Source organism: Pseudidiomarina sediminum DSM 21906 (genome assembly GCF_000423165.1).
Classification (GTDB): Bacteria; Pseudomonadota; Gammaproteobacteria; order Enterobacterales; family Alteromonadaceae; genus Pseudidiomarina; species Pseudidiomarina sediminum.
This window is the reverse complement of the sequence record NZ_AUHL01000005.1, coordinates 259,389-284,658: the sequence shown is the minus strand read 5'-3', so window position 1 is coordinate 284,658 and position 25,270 is coordinate 259,389. Positions and strand designations below refer to the sequence as shown.

At 50.7% G+C, this 25,270-nt stretch carries 22 protein-coding genes and 3 tRNA genes; 20 read left to right on the top strand and 5 right to left on the bottom strand.

From position 1 onward, the window contains the following. Positions 1-74: 74 nt before the first annotated feature. The 9 genes from betT (at position 75) to G535_RS0101215 (ending at position 10,338) form a co-directional block, all read left to right on the top strand. Positions 75-2,048 (top strand): choline BCCT transporter BetT, encoded by a 1,974-nt coding sequence (betT, locus tag G535_RS0101255; RefSeq protein ID WP_026860402.1) that lies wholly within the window; start codon positions 75-77, stop codon positions 2,046-2,048. A gap of 9 nt (positions 2,049-2,057) precedes the next feature. Beyond that, positions 2,058-3,464 (top strand): ABC transporter C-terminal domain-containing protein, encoded by a 1,407-nt coding sequence (locus tag G535_RS0101250; protein WP_026860401.1) that lies wholly within the window; start codon positions 2,058-2,060, stop codon positions 3,462-3,464. Between the two features lie 103 nt (positions 3,465-3,567). After that, complete coding sequence (locus G535_RS0101245; protein ID WP_026860400.1) at positions 3,568-5,589, top strand: NADPH-dependent 2,4-dienoyl-CoA reductase; 2,022 nt, start codon at positions 3,568-3,570, stop codon at positions 5,587-5,589. Continuing rightward, positions 5,586-6,419, top strand: a complete 834-nt coding sequence (locus G535_RS0101240) for a PHP domain-containing protein (protein WP_034727171.1) — start codon at positions 5,586-5,588, stop codon at positions 6,417-6,419. The genes G535_RS0101245 and G535_RS0101240 overlap by 4 nt, the downstream gene beginning before the upstream one ends. Before the next feature lie 21 nt (positions 6,420-6,440). Further along, positions 6,441-7,064, top strand: coding sequence for an L-threonylcarbamoyladenylate synthase (locus G535_RS0101235; protein ID WP_026860398.1), 624 nt, complete (start codon positions 6,441-6,443; stop codon positions 7,062-7,064). An 8-nt stretch (positions 7,065-7,072) separates the two neighbouring features. Beyond that, positions 7,073-7,900 carry a segregation and condensation protein A gene (locus G535_RS0101230; protein ID WP_026860397.1) on the top strand — a complete coding sequence of 276 codons (828 nt, stop codon included), beginning with the start codon at positions 7,073-7,075 and terminating at the stop codon, positions 7,898-7,900. Next, complete coding sequence (gene scpB / locus G535_RS0101225) at positions 7,881-8,483, top strand: SMC-Scp complex subunit ScpB (RefSeq protein ID WP_026860396.1); 603 nt, start codon at positions 7,881-7,883, stop codon at positions 8,481-8,483. The genes G535_RS0101230 and scpB overlap by 20 nt, the downstream gene beginning before the upstream one ends. Beyond that, positions 8,480-9,334 (top strand): 23S rRNA pseudouridine(2605) synthase RluB, encoded by an 855-nt coding sequence (rluB, locus tag G535_RS0101220; RefSeq protein ID WP_026860395.1) that lies wholly within the window; start codon positions 8,480-8,482, stop codon positions 9,332-9,334. Before scpB ends, rluB begins: the two co-directional genes overlap by 4 nt. After that, positions 9,331-10,338 (top strand): agmatine deiminase family protein, encoded by a 1,008-nt coding sequence (locus tag G535_RS0101215; protein WP_026860394.1) that lies wholly within the window; start codon positions 9,331-9,333, stop codon positions 10,336-10,338. Before rluB ends, G535_RS0101215 begins: the two co-directional genes overlap by 4 nt. On the opposite strand, the gene G535_RS0101210 is transcribed toward G535_RS0101215, so the two are convergent. Then, a complete protein-coding gene (locus G535_RS0101210) occupies positions 10,322-11,041 on the bottom strand; it encodes an SIMPL domain-containing protein (RefSeq protein ID WP_026860393.1) in 720 nt (239 codons plus the stop codon). The two genes, G535_RS0101215 and G535_RS0101210, sit on opposite strands and share 17 nt — an antisense overlap. A 92-nt stretch (positions 11,042-11,133) precedes the next feature. Between G535_RS0101210 and G535_RS12605 the strand changes: the two genes are divergently transcribed. From G535_RS12605 to G535_RS0101165, 9 genes are all read left to right on the top strand, one after another. Further along, positions 11,134-11,628: a regulatory protein RecX gene (locus G535_RS12605; protein ID WP_051206880.1), complete on the top strand. Its 495-nt coding sequence runs from the start codon at positions 11,134-11,136 to the stop codon at positions 11,626-11,628. A gap of 82 nt (positions 11,629-11,710) precedes the next feature. Then, positions 11,711-14,311, top strand: coding sequence for an alanine--tRNA ligase (gene alaS, locus G535_RS0101200; RefSeq protein ID WP_026860392.1), 2,601 nt, complete (start codon positions 11,711-11,713; stop codon positions 14,309-14,311). Positions 14,312-14,447: 136 nt separating this feature from the next. Beyond that, positions 14,448-14,639: a carbon storage regulator CsrA gene (csrA, locus tag G535_RS0101195; RefSeq protein ID WP_026860391.1), complete on the top strand. Its 192-nt coding sequence runs from the start codon at positions 14,448-14,450 to the stop codon at positions 14,637-14,639. A gap of 180 nt (positions 14,640-14,819) precedes the next feature. After that, a tRNA-Ser gene (locus G535_RS0101190) sits at positions 14,820-14,912 on the top strand. 12 nt (positions 14,913-14,924) lie between these two features. Further along, positions 14,925-15,001: transfer RNA gene (locus G535_RS0101185), tRNA-Arg, on the top strand. Between the two features lie 24 nt (positions 15,002-15,025). Continuing rightward, a tRNA-Arg gene (locus G535_RS0101180) sits at positions 15,026-15,102 on the top strand. A 114-nt stretch (positions 15,103-15,216) separates the two neighbouring features. Continuing rightward, a complete protein-coding gene (locus G535_RS0101175; RefSeq protein WP_026860390.1) occupies positions 15,217-15,462 on the top strand; it encodes an OadG family protein in 246 nt (81 codons plus the stop codon). A 13-nt stretch (positions 15,463-15,475) separates the two neighbouring features. After that, positions 15,476-17,260 carry a sodium-extruding oxaloacetate decarboxylase subunit alpha gene (gene oadA / locus G535_RS0101170; protein ID WP_026860389.1) on the top strand — a complete coding sequence of 595 codons (1,785 nt, stop codon included), beginning with the start codon at positions 15,476-15,478 and terminating at the stop codon, positions 17,258-17,260. Positions 17,261-17,266: 6 nt separating this feature from the next. Further along, positions 17,267-18,397, top strand: coding sequence for a sodium ion-translocating decarboxylase subunit beta (locus G535_RS0101165; RefSeq protein WP_026860388.1), 1,131 nt, complete (start codon positions 17,267-17,269; stop codon positions 18,395-18,397). Here G535_RS0101165 and G535_RS0101160 read toward each other — a convergent pair. Both G535_RS0101160 and G535_RS12600 read right to left on the bottom strand, forming a co-directional pair. Next, positions 18,394-18,573 carry a hypothetical protein gene (locus tag G535_RS0101160; RefSeq protein ID WP_026860387.1) on the bottom strand — a complete coding sequence of 60 codons (180 nt, stop codon included), beginning with the start codon at positions 18,571-18,573 and terminating at the stop codon, positions 18,394-18,396. The genes G535_RS0101165 and G535_RS0101160 overlap by 4 nt on opposite strands. A 10-nt stretch (positions 18,574-18,583) precedes the next feature. Next, positions 18,584-20,629, bottom strand: coding sequence for a response regulator (locus G535_RS12600; RefSeq protein ID WP_051206879.1), 2,046 nt, complete (start codon positions 20,627-20,629; stop codon positions 18,584-18,586). A 146-nt stretch (positions 20,630-20,775) separates the two neighbouring features. Here G535_RS12600 and gshA point away from each other — a divergent pair, with 146 nt between their 5' ends. Together gshA and G535_RS0101145 are read left to right on the top strand one after the other, a co-directional pair. Then, positions 20,776-22,380 carry a glutamate--cysteine ligase gene (gene gshA / locus G535_RS0101150; protein ID WP_026860386.1) on the top strand — a complete coding sequence of 535 codons (1,605 nt, stop codon included), beginning with the start codon at positions 20,776-20,778 and terminating at the stop codon, positions 22,378-22,380. A 12-nt stretch (positions 22,381-22,392) separates the two neighbouring features. After that, positions 22,393-23,001, top strand: coding sequence for a transglycosylase SLT domain-containing protein (locus G535_RS0101145; RefSeq protein WP_026860385.1), 609 nt, complete (start codon positions 22,393-22,395; stop codon positions 22,999-23,001). A gap of 4 nt (positions 23,002-23,005) precedes the next feature. Here the strand turns inward: G535_RS0101145 and G535_RS0101140 are convergent, their stop codons facing one another. Beyond that, a complete protein-coding gene (locus tag G535_RS0101140) occupies positions 23,006-24,307 on the bottom strand; it encodes an HlyC/CorC family transporter (protein WP_026860384.1) in 1,302 nt (433 codons plus the stop codon). Positions 24,308-24,401: 94 nt separating this feature from the next. After that, entirely contained in the window at positions 24,402-25,193 is a 792-nt protein-coding gene (locus tag G535_RS0101135) for a cytochrome C assembly family protein (protein ID WP_026860383.1), read from the bottom strand. Positions 25,194-25,270: the final 77 nt, after the last annotated feature.

Genomic DNA, 25,270 nt, shown 5'->3' with positions numbered 1-25,270 from the left:
TTGTGCGATTCGCATTAATTTTCTAAGCCCTTATAATATATCGTTATTAAAACAACGTATAAGGAGCAGCGAGCATGGCGTCTCATGATAAAGCACGTCTGAACCCTCCCGTGTTTTACAGTGCAGCCGGACTAATTTCCCTTCTGTTATTGTTTACCGCGATTTTCCCAAAAACCGCAGATAGTGCCTTTCAAAGCGTACAATCCGCCATCATAGGTAATGCCAGTTGGTTCTATGTATTAGCGGTGGCCGTGATCTTGATCTCGGTGGTGTACTTAGGCTTTTCTCAGTTCGGTACGATTAAACTCGGTCCTGACCATGCCGAACCGGACTACTCTCGTTTGACATGGTTCTCGATGTTGTTCTCTGCCGGTATGGGTATCGGCTTAATGTTCTTCGGGGTGGCCGAACCGGTCATGCATTTTCTCGCCCCTCCTGTGGTAGAAGCGGGAACCGCTGAAGCGGCACGAGAAGCAATGAAGATTACTTTCTTCCATTGGGGCCTACATGCTTGGGCGATCTACGCAATTGTGGCATTGATCTTGGCATTCTTCGCCTACCGCCACAATTTGCCGTTGACCCTACGCTCCGCCTTATACCCAATGATTGGCGACAAGATTTATGGACCTATTGGGCACGCGGTGGATGTGTTCGCGGTGATCAGTACGGTGTTCGGGGTGGCAACCTCACTGGGTTATGGTGTTGCGCAGATTAACTCAGGTTTGGGCTACCTCTTTGGTATTCCAGTTTCGAATTTGGTGCAGGTCGGCTTAGTTGTTGGTGTTACCTTATTAGCGATTGTGTCGGTAACTACGGGTCTAGATAAAGGTATCCGCCGTTTGTCTGAGCTCAATATGGGGCTGGCGGTGCTGTTACTGGTGTTCATTTTAATCATGGGGCCAACGGTATTCTTGTTACAGGCCTTTGTGCAAAACACCGGGGCCTATGTATCAGATATCGTGAGCAATACCTTTAATTTATTTGCCTATGAGAAAACCGATTGGATTGGCGGTTGGACGCTACTCTATTGGGGCTGGTGGTTAAGCTGGGCGCCTTTTGTCGGGCTCTTTATTGCGCGTGTTTCACGTGGCCGTACCATTCGTGAGTTCGTTTCTGGCGTGTTGTTGGTGCCAGCTGGCTTCACCTTAATGTGGATGACCTTTTTCGGTAACTCGGCGATTGAGATGATCATGAACCAAGGCGCAGAAAGTCTTGCTCGGTTAGTCCAAGAAGATGAGTCACAGGCGTTATTCTTGTTCCTTGAGAATTTCCCCTTTAGTACCTTCTTGTCAGGATTGGCAACGGTGATGGTGGTGGTGTTCTTCGTTACCTCATCGGACTCAGGCTCTATGGTTGTCGATATGCTGTGCTCGAATGGTCGTGATGATACCCCAGCTTGGCAGCGTATTTTCTGGGCCAGTACCGAGGGCGTGGTGGCGATCATTCTTCTCCTTGCCGGTGGGCTGGGGGCGTTGCAGACCATGACGATTGCCAGTGCTTTGCCGTTTACCATAGTGCTGATGTTTGCCACCTACGGCTTAGTGAAAGCTTTGCGGGTTGACTTACACAAGAAAGAAGCGCTGCAAAATAACTACCTGACCAATACCTCGGTAAGTAACAAGAACTGGCGTCAACGCTTACACAATATTATTGATTTCCCGAGCAAGAATGTCGGCCGACGGTTTTTGCAAAAAGTTGTGAGACCGGCGTTTGAAGAAGTCGCAGAAGAAATGCGTGAAAGCGGCTTAACGGTGAAGTTAACAATTGACGACCAAGACAACATGGAGTTGAAGGTAGTTCATGGGGATGAAATCGACTTTATTTACCAAGTGCATTTGGCCTCACACGTGCAACCAGCGTTTGTACGCCTTGAGGAAGATGAAGCGCAAGAAGACGTTGCCGAAGAGCAAAAATACTATCGTGCTGAAGTGCACCTGCGCGAAGGTGGGCAAAACTACGATATTTTGGGTTGGTCAACGGACGCAGTGATTGGCGATGTCATCGATCACTACCATAAACATATGCACTTTTTACACGTGCTGCGTTAAGGAGAGATGATGAAAAAGCAATGGTTAGCTTTATCGATAGCGGCGCTCGTCAGTGCGCCAAGCTACGCATGGCAAGCGCCGCAGGAATTAAGTGACGCACAGCTTGCACAGCTTTTTGAACAGGTGCAAAAATTGCAGCAGCGGGTGGAGGAACTTGAGCAGCAACTTGCTGATGCGACAGTAGCTGAAGAGGAGCAGCAAGCGACCTCTACTACCGCGGTCGCAAGTACCACAACCCCAGTTGCGCAAAGCGCGACACAAACCACAGCTGTTGCACCGCGACAAGCTGCTCAAACGTCGCCATTGGCCAAACGTGTGGCGCAGTTAGAGGATGACATTGCTGCTGCTGAAAATGCACCGATTCGGATTGGTGGTGCGGTGCGGGCGCAGTATGTGTGGGAAGATTACAATACTGCGAACAAAGATCGCGGTGGCGATCTGGACTTTGATTTGGTGCGGATTGACTATAGCGGCACCATTGGTGACGTTGTGCTGTCCGCCCAATATCGCTGGTTTCAATACATGGATGCGGTGCAACATGCTTGGGTCGGTTATAACTTTACCGATCAATGGCAAGGTCAGATTGGTATCACCAAAGTACCCTTTGGCATGACGCCATATAACTCAAACAGCTACTTCTTTAGTTCAAACTTTTACGTTGGACTCGAGGATGATCACGATGCTGGAGTAAAACTCTTGTACCGTGATGATGATTGGGACTTTGATATCGCCTTCTTTAAGAATGACGAGCAAGGCGGGGTCGACGGTTTTGTCAGTCAGCGTGAAGATCGCTATGCCTACGACGCGCTCGGTGTGCGACTTGCCGGTGAAGACCTTTACGACACCCCCACCTTAGCCGTGGCGGAAGCCAATAGTTTTGCCGCACGGGTTGCACGAAAGTATCAATGGGGTCACGACCAAAGCTTTGAGTTTGGCGTGTCGGGTCAATACGGTGACATGAATGACGGCACCCAGAACGTGGGTGAGCGCAGTGCTTGGGCCGCTCATGGCGTCTATTCGGTCGACCGTTGGACCTTTATGGGCCAAGTAAGCCACTATGACTATGCCATGGATATGGCGAATGACGGCATTGTGGTTGGCGCCTACGCGTTTTATGACACGATTCCAAGTCAGGCAACTTTGTACACGGCAAACATTGCGTACAGCTTGCCAGTGCAATGGGGCCCGGTCACCAACTTAACCTTTTACAATGATTACAGTTGGATGACCAACAAACGTGGCGGCTCGGAAGACACCATTATGAACGTGCTCGGGATGGCGGTGACCGCCGGTGGACTCTACACCTACTTCGATTTGGTCACGGCCAAGAATCAGCCATTTGTCGGTGGTTCAATGATGGGTGACGCCGATGAAACCAAAACACGTTTTAATATCAATATCGGTTATTATTTCTAAGATAACCTGTACCGAGAGAAAGATTCGCTGCTTAGCTCTTGCCGCCAAGCAGCGAAATAAGTACAGTGAAAAAATTCAAACAACCGTTTAAGTTGAGGTCACTGTGACAACGTCCTACCCGCACTTACTCAAGCCGCTTGATTTAGGCTTTACCCAAATTAAAAACCGCGTGTTAATGGGCTCAATGCATACTGGGCTTGAAGAGGAAAAGCAGGGCTTTGCCAAGCTTGCAGCTTTTTATGAGGCGCGCGCCAAAGGTGGAGTAGGTCTCATTGTTACCGGTGGTATCAGTCCAAATTTTCGCGGTCGTGTGCAGCCGTTCGGCTCTGAGCTGAGTAAGCCTTGGCATGTGGCCAAGCATCGCCAAATTACTGAAGCTGTGCACCGTCATGGTGGTAAAATTTGTATGCAGATTCTGCATACAGGGCGCTATGCGTTTCATCCGCTGGCCGTCGCGCCGAGTAAGTTAAAAGCGCCCATCTCGCCGTTCACACCAAAGGCCATGTCTGAGCGACAAATTCTTACCACCATCAAACACTTCGCGCGCTGTGCCAAGCTTGCACAAAAAGCTGGTTACGATGGGGTCGAAGTGATGGGCTCAGAAGGTTATTTGATTAACCAGTTCTTGTGTCCGCGCACCAACAAGCGCACCGATCGTTGGGGTGGTTCATTTGAAAACCGTGCTCGCTTCGCCTTAGAAATTATGAAAGCCGTCCGAGCAGCGGTGGGGCCTGAGTTTATTATCATTTATCGCTTGTCGATGCTTGATTTGGTGCCAGATGGGCATAACTTTGATGAGGTCGTGAGTTTAGCTAAAGCCATTGAACAGGCAGGAGCGACACTGATCAACAGTGGTATCGGTTGGCATGAAGCGCGTATTCCGACCATAGTTACCTCAGTGCCACGCGGTGCCTTTAGTTGGATCACCGCGCGGGTGAAGGCCGAAGTAACGATTCCAGTGGTCGCGGTAAACCGTATCAACACCCCTGAAATCGGCGAAAAAATTCTCGCTGATGGCGAAGCCGATATGGTTTCGATGGCGCGTCCGTTGCTGGCTGACGCTGACTTTGTCGCCAAGGCTGAGGCGGGACACGCCGAGAAGATCAATACCTGTATTGCCTGTAACCAAGCTTGTCTGGATCACGTGTTTGAGAACAAGCGGGCGAGCTGCTTGGTGAACCCGCAGGCCTGTTATGAAACCGAGCTGGTGATGCAGCCAACAGCTACGGCAAAACGCATCGCCGTGGTCGGTGCTGGGCCTGCAGGTTTAGCATTCTCCTGTTATGCCGCCGAGCGCGGCCATGAGGTGCATTTGTTCGATGCCAGTGAGCGCATTGGAGGCCAGTTTAACTACGCCAAACAAATCCCCGGCAAGGAAGAGTTTCACGAGACAATCCGTTATTTTAACCAACGCTTGCAAGATACCGGTGTGAACCTGCATTTAAACACGCCTGTGAAGGCCAAAGAGTTGTTGGCGCAGCAGTTTGACGATGTTGTTTTAGCAACGGGAGTGGTGCCACGTCAGGTCGACTTTGTTGGGCATGACCATGCCAAAGTCGTGGGCTACCTTGATGTACTGCGTGACCACAAACCACTTGGTAAGAAAGTGGCGTTGATAGGTGCTGGCGGTATCGGTTTTGACGTTGCGGAGTATATTACGACGGAACATTCACCGACCCTCGATACGACCGAATGGAACGCCATTTGGGGAGTTGATACTGATTATGAACAGCGTGGCGGAGTGAAAGCACCAGCAGAGGAGCATAGTCCTCGTGAGGTTTGGCTACTGCAGCGTAAAACCAGCAAAGTTGGCAAAGGCTTGGGCAAAACCTCAGGCTGGGTACATCGTGCGACGTTAAAGAAGAAAGGTGTGCATATGCTTGCTGGTGTGACCTACAAACGAGTCACCGATGAAGGCTTATGGATTGAAATCGATGGACAGGAGCAACTGCTCGCCGTTGATCATGTGGTGGTGTGTGCCGGGCAGTTACCACAACGCGAGCTTCAACAAGAGCTTATTGACGCCGGTGCCTCGGTGCACTTGATTGGTGGTGCCGATGTCGCTGCAGAGCTTGATGCGAAACGGGCGATTCGACAAGGTGCGGAGCTTGCAGCGCAATTATGAGTGAGTGTTACGATTTACACAGCCACAGCCATTATTCTGACGGTGAGTTGGCCCCCGCTGAGTTAGTGTCGCGGGCTGCTGAGCATGGCGTGACCCATTTGGCCTTGACCGACCACGATACGGTCTCGGGTTTAGCCGCGGCGCATGCGGCTGTGCAGCAACAAGGTTTAGCATTAACGCTGATCAACGGTGTTGAGATCACCTGTGGTTGGCAAGGTTTTGAAATTCACTTGATGGGGTTGAACATTGACCCTGAGCACCCCGAGTTACAACAGTTACTGCAGGCTCAGCAGCAGTTACGCTGCAATCGCTACGAACAGATGTTGGCAAAATTGCACAAAGCAGGCATTGATGTCCAGCCGCCTTTGGCTGCGGAAATGACCATGCCAACCCGCAAACATCTGGCAGATGCGCTGGTTGAACAAGGTTGGGTGAAAGATTTTGCCACAGCGTTTCGGCGTTATTTAGGCAAAGGGCAGCAAGCCTACTGTGCGACCGAGTGGTGCGATTTAGCAACGGCCATTCAGGTCATCCGAGCCGCCGGTGGACACAGTGCCCTCGCGCATCCGCATGCCTATCAGCTGAGTAATAAATGGTTACGTCGCTTACTCCAAGAAGCCAAAGATTATGGCCTTGATGGGGTCGAGGTGGCGGTAGGTCAACAAAGCCCTGGACAACGTATGGCATTGGCGACGATGGCACAAGAGTTAGGGCTGAAAGCGTCGGCAGGCTCTGACTTTCACGGCCCGCGGCCATGGCGAGAGCTAGGTAAAAATCTTTGTCTCCCCGCAAACACTGTGCCAATATGGCAACAATGGCACGCGCGTTAACTTCCGAGACCTTCGAACTTTATGAGTCAGTATTTTAGTATTCATCGTGAAAACCCACAGGCACGCTTGATCCAGCAAGCAGTGCAAATTGTCATGCAAGGTGGCGTCATTGTCTATCCGACCGATTCGGGTTACGCCATCGGCTGCCGTATTGGTGAGAAAAATGCCATGGAGCGTATTTGCCGCATTCGTGACATTGATAAAGATCACCACTTTACCTTGATGTGCCGTGACCTTTCGGAATTATCGACCTATGCGAGGGTTGATAACACTGCGTTTCGCCTGTTGAAAAATAACACGCCTGGTCCCTTTACCTTCATTTTGAAGGCCACCAAAGAAGTGCCGAAGCGTTTACTCAACCCGAAACGCAAAACCATCGGTATCCGTGTCTCAGATGATCCCATCACGCTGGCTTTGTTAGAAGCGCTTGGTGAGCCGCTAATGTCGACCAGCTTGGTATTGAGCGGTAACGACTTTGCTGAGTCAGATCCCTATGAGATCCGTGACCGTCTTGAGCGTCAAGTCGACGTGATTGTCGACGGCGAACACCGTGGCGAAGCGCCGACATCAATTATTGATCTTGCCGATGGTGAGGTCGTGATTGTGCGTGAAGGCGCCGGTGACGTTGCGCCTTTTGTCCAGTAAGGACGGGTATGACTGAGCAGGTAGCGCCGCAACAGCAATCTTTGCCGCTCGGCTTCGTGCGTGGCGAACCTGTCATTGAAAAGCCTGAAGACTTATACATTCCTCCGGACGCCCTGGAGCTCATTTTGGAGAGCTTTTCAGGGCCGATGGACTTGCTGTTGTACCTTATTCGTCGCGACAAACTCGATATTGTCGACTTACCGATCTTGCCGGTCACCAAGCAATATATGACCTATGTCGAGATGATGAAAGAACTCAAGCTCGAATTGGCTGCGGATTATTTGGTGATGGCAGCAATGTTGGCCGAGATTAAAAGTCGCTTGTTGTTGCCGCGTCCTCCAGCTGACGAGGAGGACGAGATTGATCCTCGCGCCGAATTGGTTCGGCGCTTGCAAGAATACGAAGCAATTCGCCAAGGTGCCGGTCATTTAGATGAATTGCCGCAAGAAGGGCGCGACTTGTTTGTCGTGCATGCCGAAACGGATGCCAAAGCACATGTGGAACAGCCGTTACCTGATGTTGCTTTGGCGGATTTGGCTGTTGCTTTTGCACAAGCCATGGCGCAGGCGCAGTTATTGAACCACCATCAGGTACAGCGGGAGAAACTCTCAACCCGAGAACGGATGAGTCGTATCTTAGATTTTTTGCAACAACAGCCGCGGGTGCGCTTTGCTGACCTGCTGGTGACTAGCGAAGGAAAGGCTGGTGTGGTGGTAAGCTTCCTCGCCATTCTGGAACTCGCCAAAGAAGCTTTGATTGAAGTGGTGCAGGTGGAAGCATTCTCAGAAATTCATTTGTCGACCCGAGGGGAGGCTTATGCAACAACAACAGCTTAAGCAACTGATCGAAGCCTTAGTGTTTGTTGCTGAGGCGCCGATGAATGTGCAGCAAATTGTTGATCATTTTCTCGCGCATGGCCGCGATGTATCACGGCAGCAGGTGCGGAACGTGCTCGCTGAATTGCAGAGCGATTATCAAGAACGTGGTATTCAGTTGCAGCAAGTGGCATCGGGTTACAGATTTCAGACGCGCGCCGAATTAGGTGGTATAATCGCCGGTCTGTGGCAAGAGAAACCACCGCGTTACTCACAAGCGCTGATGGAAACCCTTGCATTGATTGCGTATCGACAGCCGATTACGCGTGGCGACATTGAAGAAGTGCGCGGCGTAAGCGTGAGTTCGCAGATCATGAAAACCTTGCAAGAAAGGGGCTGGGTCAAAGTGGTAGGGCATCGGGAAGTTCCCGGTCGACCACAATTGTACGCCACCACCAGTACCTTTCTCGATTATTTTAATTTGACAGATCTATCTGAGTTACCTGCTATTCCAGAGCCCCCAGCAAAGGCATCGAATACAGGGCCAGTTGCTCAAGAGAAAACCGCTGAGACAGCGACAGAAGAGAGTGAAAGCGCCCCATGAGTGAAAAGTTACAAAAAGTATTAGCCCGTTCAGGTCATGGCTCACGCCGTGAATTAGAAGCGAAGATTGCGGCCGGACGCGTGAGCGTTAATGGTAAAGTGGCAACTTTGGGCGAACGTATTGATGCTGACGCCAAAGTGCGAATTGATGGACATGAAGTAACGATTAAGCCACCAGAAGATGTGGTCTGTCGTGTGCTCATGTATCACAAGCCTGAAGGCGAACTATGTACCCGTAAAGACCCTGAAGGGCGCCCAACGGTGTATGACCGTTTGCCGCGTGTCCAAGGTGCGCGTTGGGTTGCTGTGGGTCGCCTTGATGTTAACACCTCGGGTCTTTTGCTCTTTACCACCGACGGTGAACTGGCGAACCGATTGATGCACCCTGGTAGCCAAATTGAACGTGAATACGCGGTACGCGTGTTTGGTGAAGTGACCGACGCCATGCTGCGGAAGCTGCAAAAAGGTGTGCAATTAGAAGATGGCCCTGCTGCCTTTAAAGAAATTAAGCGTGGCGGCGGCGAAGGTATGAACCAATGGTATCGCGTGGTACTTACCGAGGGCCGGAATCGCGAAGTACGTCGGTTGTGGGAATCGCAAGGGGTGACCGTCAGTCGTCTTATGCGGGTGCGTTATGGCTCGATCCGTTTGGAGCAGGGCTTACCACAAGGTGGCTGGGGCGAGCTGCCGCTTGAACAAATCAATTACCTGCGACAATTGGTGCAATTGCCCGCAGAAGACCGCTCGTTTATCGATCCTCGGAAACCTGAGACGCGGCAAAAGCGCTATGCTCGCGCGCGTCGTAGTCAAGCCCAACGGTTACAGAACGCGAAACGACAGACACGAAAATGAGCCTTCTTGCCGACTGGCAACTGACAGGGCCATTGCTGATGCTGTGGCCTTATCGCAATGATGTATGGCGTGGTCAGGCACAGTATGCGCAACAGCAAGTACTGACCATGCTCGCGGCGATCGCGCCGCACCATCCCGTGATCCTTGGTATCCATCCGCCTTATCTACACCAAGCCTTGCCGCAGTTACCAAGCGGGTTGGCGTGGTTCCCGATTGCCTACGACGACGCTTGGGCTCGTGATATCTCGCCACTTTGGCTGACACCGCAACAGGCTGTGGTGGCAGACTTTAACGGCTGGCATGATCTGAACTGTAATTACCAACGTGACCGCCGCTTTGCCAAGCAACTAACGCGTCAGCACGGCGTGCGCTGGCGTTCGCTTGAACTGATTTTTGAAGGCGGAATGTTAACCACCGATGGTGCGGGAACAGCAATTATCCACGCGAAAAGTTTAATGCAACGGAATCCGCAGCTGCGTCTTGCAGAGCTGGAACGGCGTTTATGTCAGATGTTTGGGCTTAAGCGGGTGATCTGGTTGCAACAGGCACTAGGTGCCGATGAGACCGGAGGTCATGTCGATAACCAAGTGCAGTTTATTGCCGCCGATACCTTGGTGTATGTGCAAAGCCCTCATGACCCGGCGTGGAACGCCGAAGTACAGGCATTGCAGCAACAACCCTGGGCGCAAGCCTATCGTTGGATAGCGTTACCGGCTGCGCAAACTTGGCAAGACGATGCTGCATTGTTTCACGATGTGCGTCGCGTTCCTGGTGTAATGGCGCGAGGCCAGCAGCCGCTGCTGCGTAGTTATGCTAATCTCTTGCGGTTAAAAGATGTTTTGCTTGTCCCACAATTTGCGCATGCAGATGACGCCCTGGCCTTGCAAACGCTGCAACAAGCGCTGCCTGAGGTAAGTGTGGTTGGCGTTGATGCTCGAGAGTTTGTGCGGGCCGGGGGCGGCCCGCACTGTATGACAACGGTGCTACCTAGTCTTTCGCGCTGATTTCAAACACGACATGAACCTGTGCGTTCACGCTTTGTTGACCTGGTAAGCTTACATCTGCACTGCCCATTTCATTGGCGGCCATCATGCGATAGCGAGCCACTGGCGCTTGGTGCGAGTTTTCATTCACTTGGCGCACGCCAGTGATGGTAACGCCGGCTGCAGCTGCAAGTTTATCTGCTTTGCTACGGGCGTTGGCAACGGCTTGCGCAAGCGCTTGCTCGTAGAGGCCATCGGCATTGCTGATGCTGTACTGCGGTTCTTCAACGCGCTGGACCCCATTATCAAGTGCAAATTCTAAGAAAGCACTGTGCTGGTCGGCTTCATCAAAATCAACCACGACGCGACGGCTCACTTGATAGCCAAGTAGAATTTGCTCGCCGTCATCGTAGCGGTATTTCGGGTTGATACGCACTGCATAGGATTGGATATCTTCTTTTGCGATACCTTCGCTAGCAAGGTAGCTCAAAAGCTCCGCAGTAATGGCATCGACTTCCTCTTTTAACGCGGGAATATCTTTGCCTGTGCGCTCAACATTCAGGCGAACTTGAACACGGTCTGGGACAGCTTCAACAGCAGCACTGCCGTTCACGGAAATTGTCGCTGGCGCTACGCTCTCGTTTGGCATTGCGTTTGCTTGTGGCTGGCAGCCTAACAAAGCGGCACTGGCGACGATCAAAGAAAGTGGAATCATACGTTTCATAAAGACATCCTTTTTTTACGACTTAAGTAGTGAGAGTATGACGGATTGAAAAGATTCCCTGTGACAACAAATAAGTTAATAAGGAGTAAAGCATGGTCGCTGAGGAGGCAACTTCTGAAGAGCTGCGCGTGCAAGCCGAAGAATCCTTACTACGGTTGCTGGGGCGGCGTGAGCATAGCCAGTTTGAGCTGCGCCAGAAATTACGCCAGCGTGGGTTCCCTAATGACATTATTCAGGCGTTGTTAGTTAAAGCTGAAACCAACGGTTGGCAATCGGATGAACGTTACACCGAGATTTGGTTGCGACAACAGTTGGCGACGGGCAATGGGCCGTTAAAAATTAAAGCCAAAGCGGCCAGTAAAGGCATTGGTAGTGAGCTGCTAGACCACGCGCTTATGCAGGCTGAACCGGATTGGGTCGCGATTGGCTTTGAACAACTCTGTAAGCGTTTTGGCGCAGCGCCGGCGGCGCAAAAAAGTGAGCGTGAAAAGCGGATGCGTTATTTGCAGGGCAGAGGCTTTAACTTTGATCATGTGAAGCAAATTCTGGCACAACAAAACGCAAGTGACGACGCACACTCGTACTAGTCGTGGCGTAGCAATCATGGTAGTCTTGCGCGCTAATTAATCGAAATTTTTCACTCCAACAAGTCGTAGTAGGAAAGTGTACATGAGTATGACTAGCGCCGAAATCCGTGAAGCGTTTTTGTCCTATTTTGCCGAGCGAGGCCACCAACGTGTGCCGTCGGCATCATTAATTCCTAACAATGATCCCACGTTGTTATTTGTTAATGCCGGGATGGTGCCGTTTAAAGATGTCTTTTTAGGTGACGAGCAGCGTGATTATTCGCGCGCCACATCAGCGCAGCGTTGTATTCGCGCCGGTGGTAAACACAATGACCTTGAGAATGTAGGTTATACCGCGCGCCATCATACTTTCTTCGAAATGTTGGGGAATTTCAGTTTTGGCGATTACTTCAAGCGTGAAGCAATTCATTACGCTTGGGAGTTCCTCACTGACATCTTGAAACTGCCAGCGGATAAGTTGTGGGTCACGGTATTTACCGAAGATGACGAAGCCTACGCGATCTGGGCGAATGATATTGGTGTACCTGAAGAGCGTATTGCGCGCATCGGCGAAAAAGACAACTTCTGGGCGATGGGCGACACTGGTCCTTGTGGTCCTTGCTCGGAAATTTTCTTTGACCATGGCGAAGACGTTTGGGGTGGACCGCCGGGAACTCCAGATGAAGACGGTGATCGTTACATCGAAATTTGGAACTTGGTCTTCATGCAATACAACCGTCAAGCTGACGGTACTTTGCAACCGTTGCCAAAGCCATCGGTCGATACCGGGATGGGCCTAGAACGTATCGCTGCCGTTATGCAGCACGTGCATAGCAACTATGAAATTGATTTGTTTGATGCCTTGATTAAGGCGACGGCGAAAGAAATCGGTACCGATGATTTAAGCAATAAATCATTACGTGTTATTGCCGATCACATTCGCTCATGTAGCTTCTTAATCACCGATGGTGTGCAACCGTCGAACGAAGGCCGTGGTTATGTGCTACGTCGTATTATTCGTCGTGCTGTACGTCATGGTAACTTATTAGGTGCGAAGGGCGCCTTTTTCCATAAGTTGGTGCCGGCCCTAACTGCGCAGATGGGACAAGCGTACCCAGAGTTGGTGCAAAAACAGCAGATTATCGCTGATGCGTTAGCCCGCGAAGAGGACCAGTTTAACAAGACCCTCGAGCGTGGTTTGGCGATTTTGAACGATGCTTTGGCCGACCTTGAAGGCACCGTTATCCCGGGTGATGTGGTCTTTAAACTCTATGACACGTACGGTTTCCCAGTCGATTTGACTGCGGATATTGCCCGCGAAAAAGAGTTAACCCTTGATCATGATGGCTTTGAGAGCGAGATGGCAGCACAGCGCAAGCGTGCGCAGCAAGCGTCACAGTTCGGTGTTGATTACAACGCGCGATTAAAATCCTCGCAGCGCAGTACCTTCACAGGTTATACCGAAACAGTAGGTAGCAGTGAAGTGGTCGAGTTATTTGCCGAAGGCGAAGCCGTCCAGCAATTGGCTGCAGGGCAACAAGGCATCGTGGTGTTGTCGTCGACGCCGTTTTATGCGGAAAGCGGTGGCCAAGCCGGAGATACCGGACGCTTGGTACTTAACGATGGTGTGTTTGTGGTAGAAGACACACAATATATCGGTAAAGCCATTGCGCATCACGGTCGCGCTGAGACAACAGTGACCATTGGCGCGAGCGCGCATGCAGAAATTGACGCGCAACGCCGGGCTGCGATTAAGCGTAATCACAGTGCAACCCATTTAGTGCATGCAGCCTTACGTAACATTTTGGGTGAGCATGTGACGCAAAAGGGTAGTTTAGTTACCGCCGAGCGTTTGCGTTTTGACTTCTCACACTTTGCCGCGTTAACCAACGACGAAATCGTTGCAATTGAGCGCCAAGTGAATGAACAAATTATTGCGAACCATGCGTTATCAACGGCGTTAATGCCCATTGAAGAGGCTAAGCAAGCTGGGGCAATGGCGCTGTTTGGTGAGAAGTACGATGATGACGTGCGCGTGGTGCGGATGGGGGATTATTCGATGGAGCTGTGTGGCGGTACTCACGTACAGCAGACTGGCGACATCGGTAGCTTCCGCCTGGTCAGCGAAGCTGGCATTGCTTCAGGCGTGCGTCGTATCGAGGCGGTAACAGGTCTGGCTGCCTTAGGCTATAGTCAGCAGCAGCAACAATTGTTACGCAACAGTGCTGAGTTATTAAAAGCCGAGCCCAGCCAATTACCAGAACGGGTGCAGCAACAGCTGCAACGCGCGAAAGAGCTTGAACGTACGATTGCTGACTTACAGCAACAATTAGCTGCACAAGCGGGCGGTAGTTTAGTCGAAAACGCGCAATTGATTGGCGGTCATAAAGTGATCGTAGCCGAACTTGATAACGTAGAAAGTAAAGCGTTACGCGGTATGGTTGATGATCTGAAAAATCAGTTAGGCTCGGGTGTTGTGGTTTTGGCTGTCGGTCAAGGCGAAAAAGTTAGCCTGATTGTTGGCGTAACTAAGGATCTGACTGCTAAAGTAAAAGCTGGAGATGTCGTGAACGTCGCCGCTGCTGAAGTCGGTGGTAAAGGCGGTGGTCGTCCAGACATGGCGCAAGCTGGTGGTAGCAATCCAGCCGCTATTCCTGCCGCGTTAGCAGCAGCGCAACAGCGATTGGAAGCCTTACTTCAGTAAAGCACGAAGAAGTTGCATGGGATGCCGCTAAACTTGCTGTCAAGGCGGCATTTCCCTGCTAGAATGTTGAAGTTCGGCTGTGAGTAATAGCCACGCTCCATGATGGAGTGTTAATCGTAGGGAAGGAGCAGGTATCATGTTAATCTTAACGCGTCGCGTCGGCGAAACCTTAATGATTGGCGACGATGTAACCGTCACCGTACTGGGTGTTAAAGGCAATCAAGTTCGCATTGGCGTGAATGCGCCAAAAGATGTTTCAGTCCACCGCGAAGAAATTTACATGCGCATTCAGGCTGAAAATAGCGATAAGTCTGAAAACCAAGATTAGATCTTCCCGCAAAAAGCTGATGTTTAAACATCGGCTTTTTTTGTATCTAACGTAGAATTATCTCGAGTTCTGCGGGAAATTTGCTCGAGATGTTTAAAAATCCCACAAACGCACGTAGAAACACAAAAAACTGTTTGACATTATTTTCAACGTCGCTAGAATTCATCGCCACAAGTAAGCGGTGAGGTGGCCGAGAGGCTGAAGGCGCTCCCCTGCTAAGGGAGTATAGGGTTTGTAGCTCTATCGAGGGTTCGAATCCCTCCCTCACCGCCATTTGTCAACAACGCGCTCGTAGCTCAACTGGATAGAGTACCTGGCTACGAACCAGGCGGTTGGAGGTTCGAGTCCTCCCGAGCGCGCCATTTTGACAAAGCCAACTGAAAAGTGCGCTCGTAGCTCAACTGGATAGAGTACCTGGCTACGAACCAGGCGGTTGGAGGTTCGAGTCCTCCCGAGCGCGCCATTTCTCAGATTTATATCTTGTATATCCTTTACTTAGACTGACCCCTTCAGAAGTTGTGTTATCCTGCTTTTAAGTTACGCTTATCGGTATGATTGCACAGACGGGTGAAGTGATATGCAGCAACAACTCCTCGATGCCTTGATGATAATGACCACCGGAATGCTTTCCGTTGTGGTGTTTTTGTCGTTGCTTTTGCTGGTGATGGGACTTTTACGCCGCTTTGCGGCTGAGCCTCCTCACGACAGTGCACTTCCCCAGGCCGTTGCCACGGCTTCGACAGCCTCTACCGATGCACAACGTATAGCTGCGATTACCGCAGCGGTTCACGCCTATCGTCGTGACCACCCACCTCATCAGTAAGAAGGAGCTTTCCATGACTAAACCATTGCAACTTACGGAGCTAGTTTTGCGCGATGCGCACCAATCGTTGCTAGCGACGCGGATGCGTCTTGATGACATGTTACCGATCGCTGAAAAATTAGATGACGTTGGATATTGGTCAATGGAGTCATGGGGTGGAGCTACTTTCGATGCCTGTATTCGGTACTTGGGGGAAGACCCGTGGGAGCGCATTCGTGAGCTCAAAAAGGTGATGCCGAAAACACCACAACAGATGCTGTTGCGAGGCCAGAACTTACTTGGATATCGCCATTATGCCGATGATGTGGTGCGCCGTTTTGTCGAGCGCGCAAAAATCAATGGGGTTGATGTGTTCCGCATTTTTGATGCGATGAATGATGTGCGGAATTTGCAAACTGCGATTCAAGCGACCAAGGACGTTGAAGGTCATGCACAAGGAACCTTGTCCTACACTGTAAGTCCTGTTCACACCTTAGAAAAGTGGGTGGCGATGGCAGAAGAACTGGCGGATTTGGGGTGTGACTCGCTGTGTATTAAAGATATGGCCGGATTATTGCGCCCGCAAGCTGCCTATGAGCTCATTACAGCGCTTAAGCAAGCCACAGGGCTGCCAATTGCGATGCAGTGCCATGCAACCACAGGGTTAAGTACTGCGACTTATCAGAAGGCCATTGATGCGGGCATCGATATGCTTGATACCGCCATTTCGTCAATGAGTATGACCTACGGCCATTCGGCAACAGAAACCTTAGTGGCGATGACCGAAGGAACGGAACGTGATACCGGGCTGGACCTTGAGAAGTTGGAAGCAATTGCGGGCTACTTCCGTGAGGTTCGTAAAAAGTATGCACAGTTTGAAGGCTCACTGAAAGGCGTTGATGCGCGTATCTTGTTGGCGCAAGTGCCAGGCGGCATGTTGACCAACATGGAAAACCAATTACGTGAGCAAGGCGCGGTCGAGAAATTTGATGAGGTGTTGGCGGAAATTCCGCGGGTACGTGAAGATTTAGGTTATATCCCATTGGTAACACCAACCTCGCAGATTGTGGGCACTCAAGCCGTACTCAACGTATTGAGCGGTGAACGTTATAAATCGATCTCGAAAGAAACCAAAGGTGTGTTGCGCGGAGAGTATGGGGCGACCGCTGCGCCGGTGAACGCCGAGCTGCAGCAACAGGTGCTGGAAGGCGATGCGCCGATCACCTGTCGTCCGGCGGACTTAATCGATGACGAAATGGATAAGCTAACCACTGAATTGTTGGCGCATGCCAAAGAGAAGTCAATTCGTTTAGCAGAGCAGCAGGTGGATGATGTTTTAACCTACGCGCTGTTTCCCCAAATTGGTCTGAAATTTTTAACCAATCGTGACAATCCGGATGCCTTTGAGCCTGTCCCGAATGGCGGCGCCGAGACACCAGCAAGCAAACCTGTTCAAGCAGCACCTGAAAACGTGGCTGGTGATGCGGCCGTGTATGATGTGAAAGTTGACGGTAAAGTGTTTCGCGTCGAGGTGGGGCCTGCTGGTGCGATTCATACTGAGGAAGTCAGCGCACCAACGGCAAGCCCTGCTGCATCGACTAGCGCGGGTCATGAGGTTGCTGCACCGCTCGCTGGCAACGTGTTTAAAGTGGTCGTGAAAGCGGGGCAACAAGTCAACGCAGGTGACGTCTTGATTGTGTTGGAAGCGATGAAGATGGAAACGGATATCAAAGCGGAACAGTCGGGTACTGTGGCGGAGATTTTGATCAAAGAGGGCGACAGTGTTGCCGTGGGTGATGTACTTCTGAGAGTGGAGTAATCGACTATGGAACGTTGGGTAACCCTCTGGCAAAGTACCGCACTATCAGCGTTTACATGGCAACAAGCTGTGATGATGGCAGTTGGTTTGGTACTGCTGTATTTGGCCATTAAAAAGAAATTTGAGCCGCTGTTACTGTTACCTATAGGGTTTGGCGCTATTCTTGCCAATATCCCATTAGCTGGCCTCGCTGAGCCCAATGGTATTCTTTATTACATCTATCAAGTAGGGATCGACACCGCAGTATTTCCACTGCTGATCTTTATGGGGGTTGGGGCGATGACCGACTTTGGCCCCTTGTTGGCAAACCCCCGTACCTTATTGCTCGGCGCTGCTGCTCAGTTTGGCATTTTTGCCACCTTGTTTGGTGCCATTGCGCTGAATGCGTTACCGGGCTTTGAATTTTCGCTGCAGGATGCTGCTGCGATTGCCATTATTGGTGGCGCGGATGGTCCCACGGCTATTTTTCTGGCCTCTAAGCTGAGTCCCGATCTGCTTGGTGCGATTGCCGTTGCAGCCTATTCCTATATGGCGTTAGTGCCGATTATTCAGCCCCCCATCATGAAGTTGCTGACAACCCCAGCCGAACGGGCGGTGAAAATGGAGCAACTGCGGCCAGTCGGGAAACGGGAGAAAATTTTATTTCCGCTTTTAGTGTTATTGCTAACTGCGTTGCTGTTACCGGCAGCAGCGCCTTTAGTGGGGATGTTCTGCTTAGGGAACTTGATGCGTGAAGCCGGTGTGGTGGATCGACTCAGCCACACCGCGCAAAATGAGTTGATTAACATTGTCACTATTTTCCTTGGGTTGGCGGTCGGCTCTAAGCTTTCAGCGGGAGAGTTCTTAAGTGTACAGACACTCGGTATTTTGGCGCTTGGCGCGGTAGCTTTTGCAATTGGTACTGCATCAGGGGTGTTAATGGCTAAGGTGCTTGCGCGTTATAGTAAAACGCCGATTAACCCGTTGATTGGCGCTGCGGGCGTGTCTGCGGTGCCGATGGCTGCGCGGGTGGTGAATAAGGTTGGCTTAGAGGCGAATCCGAACAATTACCTGCTGATGCATGCGATGGGACCCAATGTGGCGGGTGTGCTTGGGTCCGCGGTCGCTGCCGGTATTCTGTTGGCGTTAGTGGGCTAAAATTGTCGTCCGGTCAGCCAGAGTAAGACTCCGTAAAACACCGCAATTACCACACTGAAAATAAGGATGTAGAGAAAGCCTTTACGTCCTTGTTTCAGCGTCCAGCCGTTGGTCATGAGATAGACCCACCACAGCAAACCAAGTAGCAACGGAATTAAAAATAAAAAACGAATCATAGTCAGTTCCCTACGACGATAATGGCGAATTAGGTTGGCGTTCGACCCAGAGCTTTAAGTCCGAGGCAGCCAGTTTGGCTTGCTCCAGCATCGGCCGTAAACGTGTAATGTGGTCAGCGACCTGATCAAGTTCGGTAGTTTTCATCGCTTGTTCAAGGCGTCCTGCGAGCTGCGCAATGCCAGATAATCCCAAGTTGGCGGCAGAGCCTTTTAACGAGTGAAAGTAACGCTGTGCTTCTTGATGCTGACCTTTGGTGATGAAGTCGAGCACTGTTAAAGGGGCGTCTTGATACCCGTCGTAGAGGCGGTGAACCAAGTCCACATACAAAGTAATGTTATGATTTAAGCGCTCTAGCGCCCCTTGAAAATCGATGTCGTGGTGCGTCGGATAGCGAAACTTAGCGGGCTCAGGAGTGGTTGATGTTGGTGTGCTGCCGGTGGTACAGCGGTCACGACAGCACCATTTCTCGATGGCGGCAATGAGTTGTGCTTCGTCAATAGGTTTGGACAAGTGGTCTTGCATACCGGCGGCAAGCGAGCGTTCGATATCTTCACTAGAACTGTTCGCTGTCATCGCCACAATCGGTAGTTGCTCATAGGCGTAGAGGGCGCGAATGGCTTGCGCGGCGCTGTAACCGTCCATAACCGGCATTTGAATGTCCATCAGTACCAACCCAAAACTGGTGTGTTGTACGGCTTCTAAGGCTTCTTCACCATTGCCTGCAACACTGACGATCAGGCCAAGGTGCTCAAGCATTTCTTTGGCAATATGTTGGTTGATATCATTGTCTTCGACCAGTAGCACGCGGGTGCCTTGTAGGTCATGGATGTCGCAATTCAGTTGCTTACCACTACTGGTTTGCGTCAGTGCGAACACACGTGCCAATTCACGGATCACGGCGTTACTGGTATAGGGTTTGGGGAGGTGGCCATGTACGCCGACCGCCCGCGCACTATCAATCAGATCGGTGGCGTGATAGCAGGTGGCCAAAATACACTTCGGTGCCTGTGCTTGAGCAAGAATATGCTGGCACAACTCCAGCCCTGATTGGCCGGGCAGTTGCCAATCAATAATACACACATCAATCGCGTTGAACGGTGCATGTGCAAGAGCATCTTCGGCGGTGCGATAGCTGCTCACATTAATGTGTAAACTGCGTAACTGGTCATTCAGCATTTCACGGGTGGTGAGGTTGTCTTCAACAATCATCACATGTTTGTTTTGCAGCGCGTTGAGCACTTCACTGGGGATGCGCTCTTGTTTGGGCAACTGCAATGGCAACTGCAATTCAATAAAAAAGGTCGTGCCCTGTCCCTTGCTACTAACCACGCCAATACCGTGTTCATTCATCAATTTAACAATGCGTTGACTGATGGCTAGGCCAAGGCCGGTGCCGCCATATTTTCGCGTCGTTGAGCTATCGGCTTGGGTGAATGCATGAAACAACTTATGACGCTGTTCTTCGTCCATGCCAATGCCAGTGTCGGTGACCGACAGACGCAAGTACAAATGGCTATCGGTTTCGTCAAGTTTAGTGACCGATACGACCACTTCACCATGCTCAGTAAACTTGATGGCGTTGCTGACTAAATTCACCAAAACCTGGTTCAAGCGCAGTGGATCACCGATCAACCGCGTCGGCAGATTCGGCGGCAAATTAATCACAAACTCGATATTTTTATCATGTGCACGATAGGCAAAGAGATCAGACAGATTATGCAGGACCTGCTCAAGATCAAACGGAATGGATTCAATGGTGAGTTTGTCAGCTTCGAGCTTGGAAAAGTCGAGCAAGTCATTCACAATTCCGAGCAAAATTTTCGATGAGCTCTCGACCGAACGCAGGTAACCGCGTTGTTTTTCATTTAAATCGGTTTTTAAACAGAGCTGTGTCATCCCTAAAATGGCATTGATCGGGGTACGAATTTCGTGGCTCATATTTGCTAAAAACTCGCTCTTCGCTTTATCTGCCGCTTTAGCAGATGCGATCGCCTGCTCTAATTCAGCAAGGGTATCGGCGTGAGGAGGGTTGTTTTTAGGGTGATTCGCACTCATATAGATGACTCTCTCGCATTGTGAGTGGTCATGATGCCATGAGCTGTGCAGTTCGCCAAATGATCTCATGATCATGGACGTATCCTTTGATAACCAGTAAGCTTTGCATCATGTAAAGCCGATGTAGTAGACGGGCAGGATCCACTTTGCAAGAATCGCTAAGCCAAACATTAAAAAGCCTTGAGTCGTGTCGCGACTCACAAGCGCTCAAGCAAATTCAACGCGGCATTGAACGTGAATGTTTACGTATCACTCCCGCCGGAAAGCTTGCGTTAACCTCCCATCCTGAGGGGTTGGGACGTACGTTAACGCATCCACATATCACCACTGATTATGCTGAAATGTTACTGGAGTTCATTACGCCAGTGGCCAGCGATATTCAGGTGACGCTTGACCAATTGACCGATATTCACAGTTACACTTATCGTTACCTTGGTGATGAATTAATGTGGCCGTTGAGTATGCCGTGCTTTGTCGACAAAGACAGTGAGATCCCGATTGCACGTTATGGTAGCTCGCACAGCGGACGCATGAAAAACCTCTATCGTGAGGGGCTGACCCATAGATATGGTGGCGGCATGCAGGTCATTGCTGGCGTGCATTACAACTTCTCTATTCCAGCCGCAATGTGGGAGGTGTTAGCCAGTGCTGACCAGCAACAGCCAGATGCCGCTTATATCTCGCAACGTTATTTCGGTCTGATCCGCAATTACAAACGCATCGCCTGGGTGATTCCGTATTTATTTGGTGCTTCTCCCGCGATTTGTAAATCGTTTCTAGAGCACGCAGACAGCCAAATTGAATTCAAAAGCATGGGCAAAGGCACGGTCTACCGTGAATATGCGACCTCACTGCGCATGAGCGACCTTGGTTACACAAACAAAGAACAAGCTGATCTGCGTATTACCTATAATTCATTGACCGATTATATTGCACGCTTACGACGTGCGATCAGCACGCCGTCGCAGCAATTTACTAAAATTGGTGTAAAGCAGACCAACGCTGCGGGTGAAATCACGTATCGTCAGTTGAATGACAATATTTTGCAGATTGAAAATGAGTTCTACTCGCCGATTCGGCCGAAGCGTGTTGCACAGGGCAGTGAAACACCGACCCAAGCGCTTGAGCGTGGTGGGGTGGAGTACATTGAAGTGCGGGCGTTGGATGTAAACCCGTTTAGTCCCGTCGGCATTAGTGCGGCGCAAATTCGTATGCTCGATTTGCTGCTGTTATGGTGCTTGTTTAATGACAGCCCCGAATTGGACTGGGACGCGCAATTGATTACTGAGCAAAACTTCAACCGCGTCGTGCTCGATGGTCGTAATCCGCGTTTAACCTTGCAAGATAACGGCTATGAACGGCCAATCTCTGATTGGTTAGAAGAGCTTTTTGCCGACCTCCAAGGGATTGCTGCTTATTTAGATGGTGCGCACGATGATGCGTATCAGCAAACGGTACGCGAGCACTACCCGATGGTGTTGAATCCAGAGTTGACCTTCTCGGGACAAATGATGAAGCTGATGCGCGATCAGGACATGGACAATAGTTGCTTAGGCATGGAGCTGGCGCGTCAGTATCGAGCACAGCTGCAACAGCCGCTCCGTTATTTTACCGAAGCGCAGTTTGAGCAATGGACGGCAACCTCGATTGCGAAACAAGCCGAACGTGAAGCAGATGACGCAGGGTCGTCGTTTGACGCTTTTCTTGACGATTACTTTGCTAAGGCACATTTGCCGGTCGCAAAAGGATAAGAGGGTTACTGGATGCAACGGGGAGTGATCTTGGGCGCAGCCTTGGTAGTGCTGAGTGGCTGTGCCACTGCGCCACCTAAACAACCCGATGATCTATGTGAAATCTTCTATGAGAAACCGGATTGGTACGACGCGGCGGCGGACATGCGTGACCGCTGGGGCGTACCTATCCAAATTCCGATGGCGATCATGTATCAAGAGAGTTCGTTTAAGCATGACGCCTTGCCACCACGCGATTACCTGCTGTGGATTATTCCTTGGGGACGTGTCAGCAGTGCTTATGGTTACTCGCAAGCAAAAACACCAACGTGGGACGACTACGAGCGGGAGTCGGGAAATAGCTGGGCGTCACGCGATTCTTTTGATGATGCGATTGATTTTATGGGCTGGTTTATTGATAAAAGCCATCGTGTCAATGGCGTCTCCAAATGGGATACTTACGCACTCTACCTGAACTACCATGAAGGCTGGACCGGCTATAAGCGTGGCACCTATCGCAATAAAGCCTGGTTGCAGAATGTCGCTGAGCGGGTGAAGCAGCGCGCCAGTAATTATGGCGCGCAACTACGTCGGTGTGAGGATGACTTGCAGCGTGGCTGGTTCTGGCGCTTATTCTCGTAAGCGCTTAGTTGAACAAGTTTTGTTGTTCTTGATGGCGTGACTCGGCCGGTAAAAAACGAACCTGTTTCACCATGTTTTCGCTGCTTTCAATGATCTCTAACGCGTAACCTTCGATACGCATACACAACGGTTGTTGTGGAATATCCCCGAGTAACTCAACAATGAGCCCACTGACAGTTTTTGGACCGTCGGTCGGCAGCTCCCAGTTCATTTCTTTATTGAGTTCACGAATGTTCGCGGTTCCTTCAACCACCACGGAACCATCTTCCTGTGGCAGTGCGGACTCACTCGGCGCCGGAGTAATGTTGGTGGTAAAGTCACCGACGATTTCTTCCAAAATATCTTCAAGCGTTACCAGACCTTGAATATCACCGTACTCGTCGACCACCAGGCCAATCCGCTCTTTATTGTGCTGGAACTTCAACAGCTGCACGTTCAGAGTGGTGCCTTCTGGAATGTAATAAATCTCGCGGGCAGAGCGAATCAGCTCGGCTTTATCAGCGTCACCATTGGCTTTAGTGACCAATTGCATGATATCACGGGCGTGTAAGAAACCAATTGCATCATCAATTTCCCCCCGGTAGAGCAACAGACGAGTGTACTGTGCTTGAGAGAGCTGTTTGACGATACTTTTAATGTCATCTTGCACGTCAATGCCGCTAATATCCGAGCGTGGAATCATGACGTCTTCGACGGTAACTTTTTCCAAATCGAGGATACTGATCAGCATGTCTTGGTGACTGCTGGGGATCATTGATTGCGCTTCGTTGACCACTGTGCGTAGTTCTTCCGAGCTTAGCGCATCTTGGCCCATAGTGGTGTTAGGGTTGATACCGAGTAAGCGCATGAAGCCATTGGTGATAAAGTTCACGCTGGCCACGAAAGGGTACATGATCACGAGCAACGGCTTGAGGATCACGGAGCTAGGAAAGGCAACCCGCTCAGGATGCAAGGCCGCGATGGTCTTGGGGGTTACCTCAGCGAAAATCAGCACGATAATGGTTAAACCAAAGGTGGCAACCACAATACCCGCGTCACCAAACCAGCGAATGCAGAGCACGGTGGCAATGGCGGAGGCGCCAATGTTGACCAAGTTGTTGCCGATAAGGATCAGACCAATCAGGCGGTCGGGACGGTCAAGCAGATACTGTACGCGCTGCGCGCCAGTATGGTCTTGTTGAGCGAGATGGCGTAGACGGTATCGGTTGACTGACATCATGCCGGTTTCCGAACCTGAGAAATACGCTGAGAGAAACAGTAAGAGACCCAATATTATCAGCAGGGTCGACGTGGCTATTTCGTCCAAGAAGGTTACCTATATTAAACATTTGAACGCCTAATTTAATCGGATGGTCAAACAAGTCAAGTTTGACATGCGATATTCGGCGTTTTTCTTTGTCTTAGCTCAATAAAACATCACGAACGAAGCGGCTACCGAAATAACCAAGACTAAGTAACACACTGGCGACGACACTGGTAATCACCAAACCGCGTCCGCGCACGCCCTTAACGCCATGCAAGAACACAACGGCAAGGTAAATAAGCGCAGCAATGGAGCTCAAAATGGTTTTGTGAGCCTGACCTTGGGCGAACATGTCATCAAGAAACACAAAGCCACTGCCAATCGCAATAAAGAGCAGCGCCGTGCCCGTACTTAAAAGGCGGAAAAAGTAACTCTCAACCATCATCAGTGGCGGTAGGTAACTTGAGACCGCGCTGCGACGATGGTTTTTCAGCAGGTAGCTTAGGTACAGTAGTTGCACAGCGTACAAGGTGGCAAGCATCAATACTGCGTAGGCCAACAAACTCAACACAATATGAATGACTAAGCCGTGCGAGCCAGCGATGGTGGCACCCCAATGGGCAGGACTTACCACTAACAAGACGCAGCTTACCGCGGCAAAAAGATAAATCACCGGACGTAATACGAGGCCACTATTGCGTTTGACTTGCACCAATGAAAAGGCTGCGAGCAAAAAGGCAACGCTACTTAAGCTACTGGCCACATTCAAATGGTCAAAGGCATCACCAGCAAGGTATACGCCAAGCAGGGCGCCGTGACAGACGATGGCGCCAAGTGCTAACCACCATGCCAAGCGGTTCGGGGCATGGTCATGTGCAAGGCGTCGCCACAGTGAGACTGCACTTGCGAAGTAGAGAATCAGCGTTAAAGCGAGTAGGCTTGCCATCATGGTTTTGTTATCCAACGGGTTTCACAGCACGAAATGAAGTTTTGAGTATATTCATTCTTCACAAGAAACCCAATAGG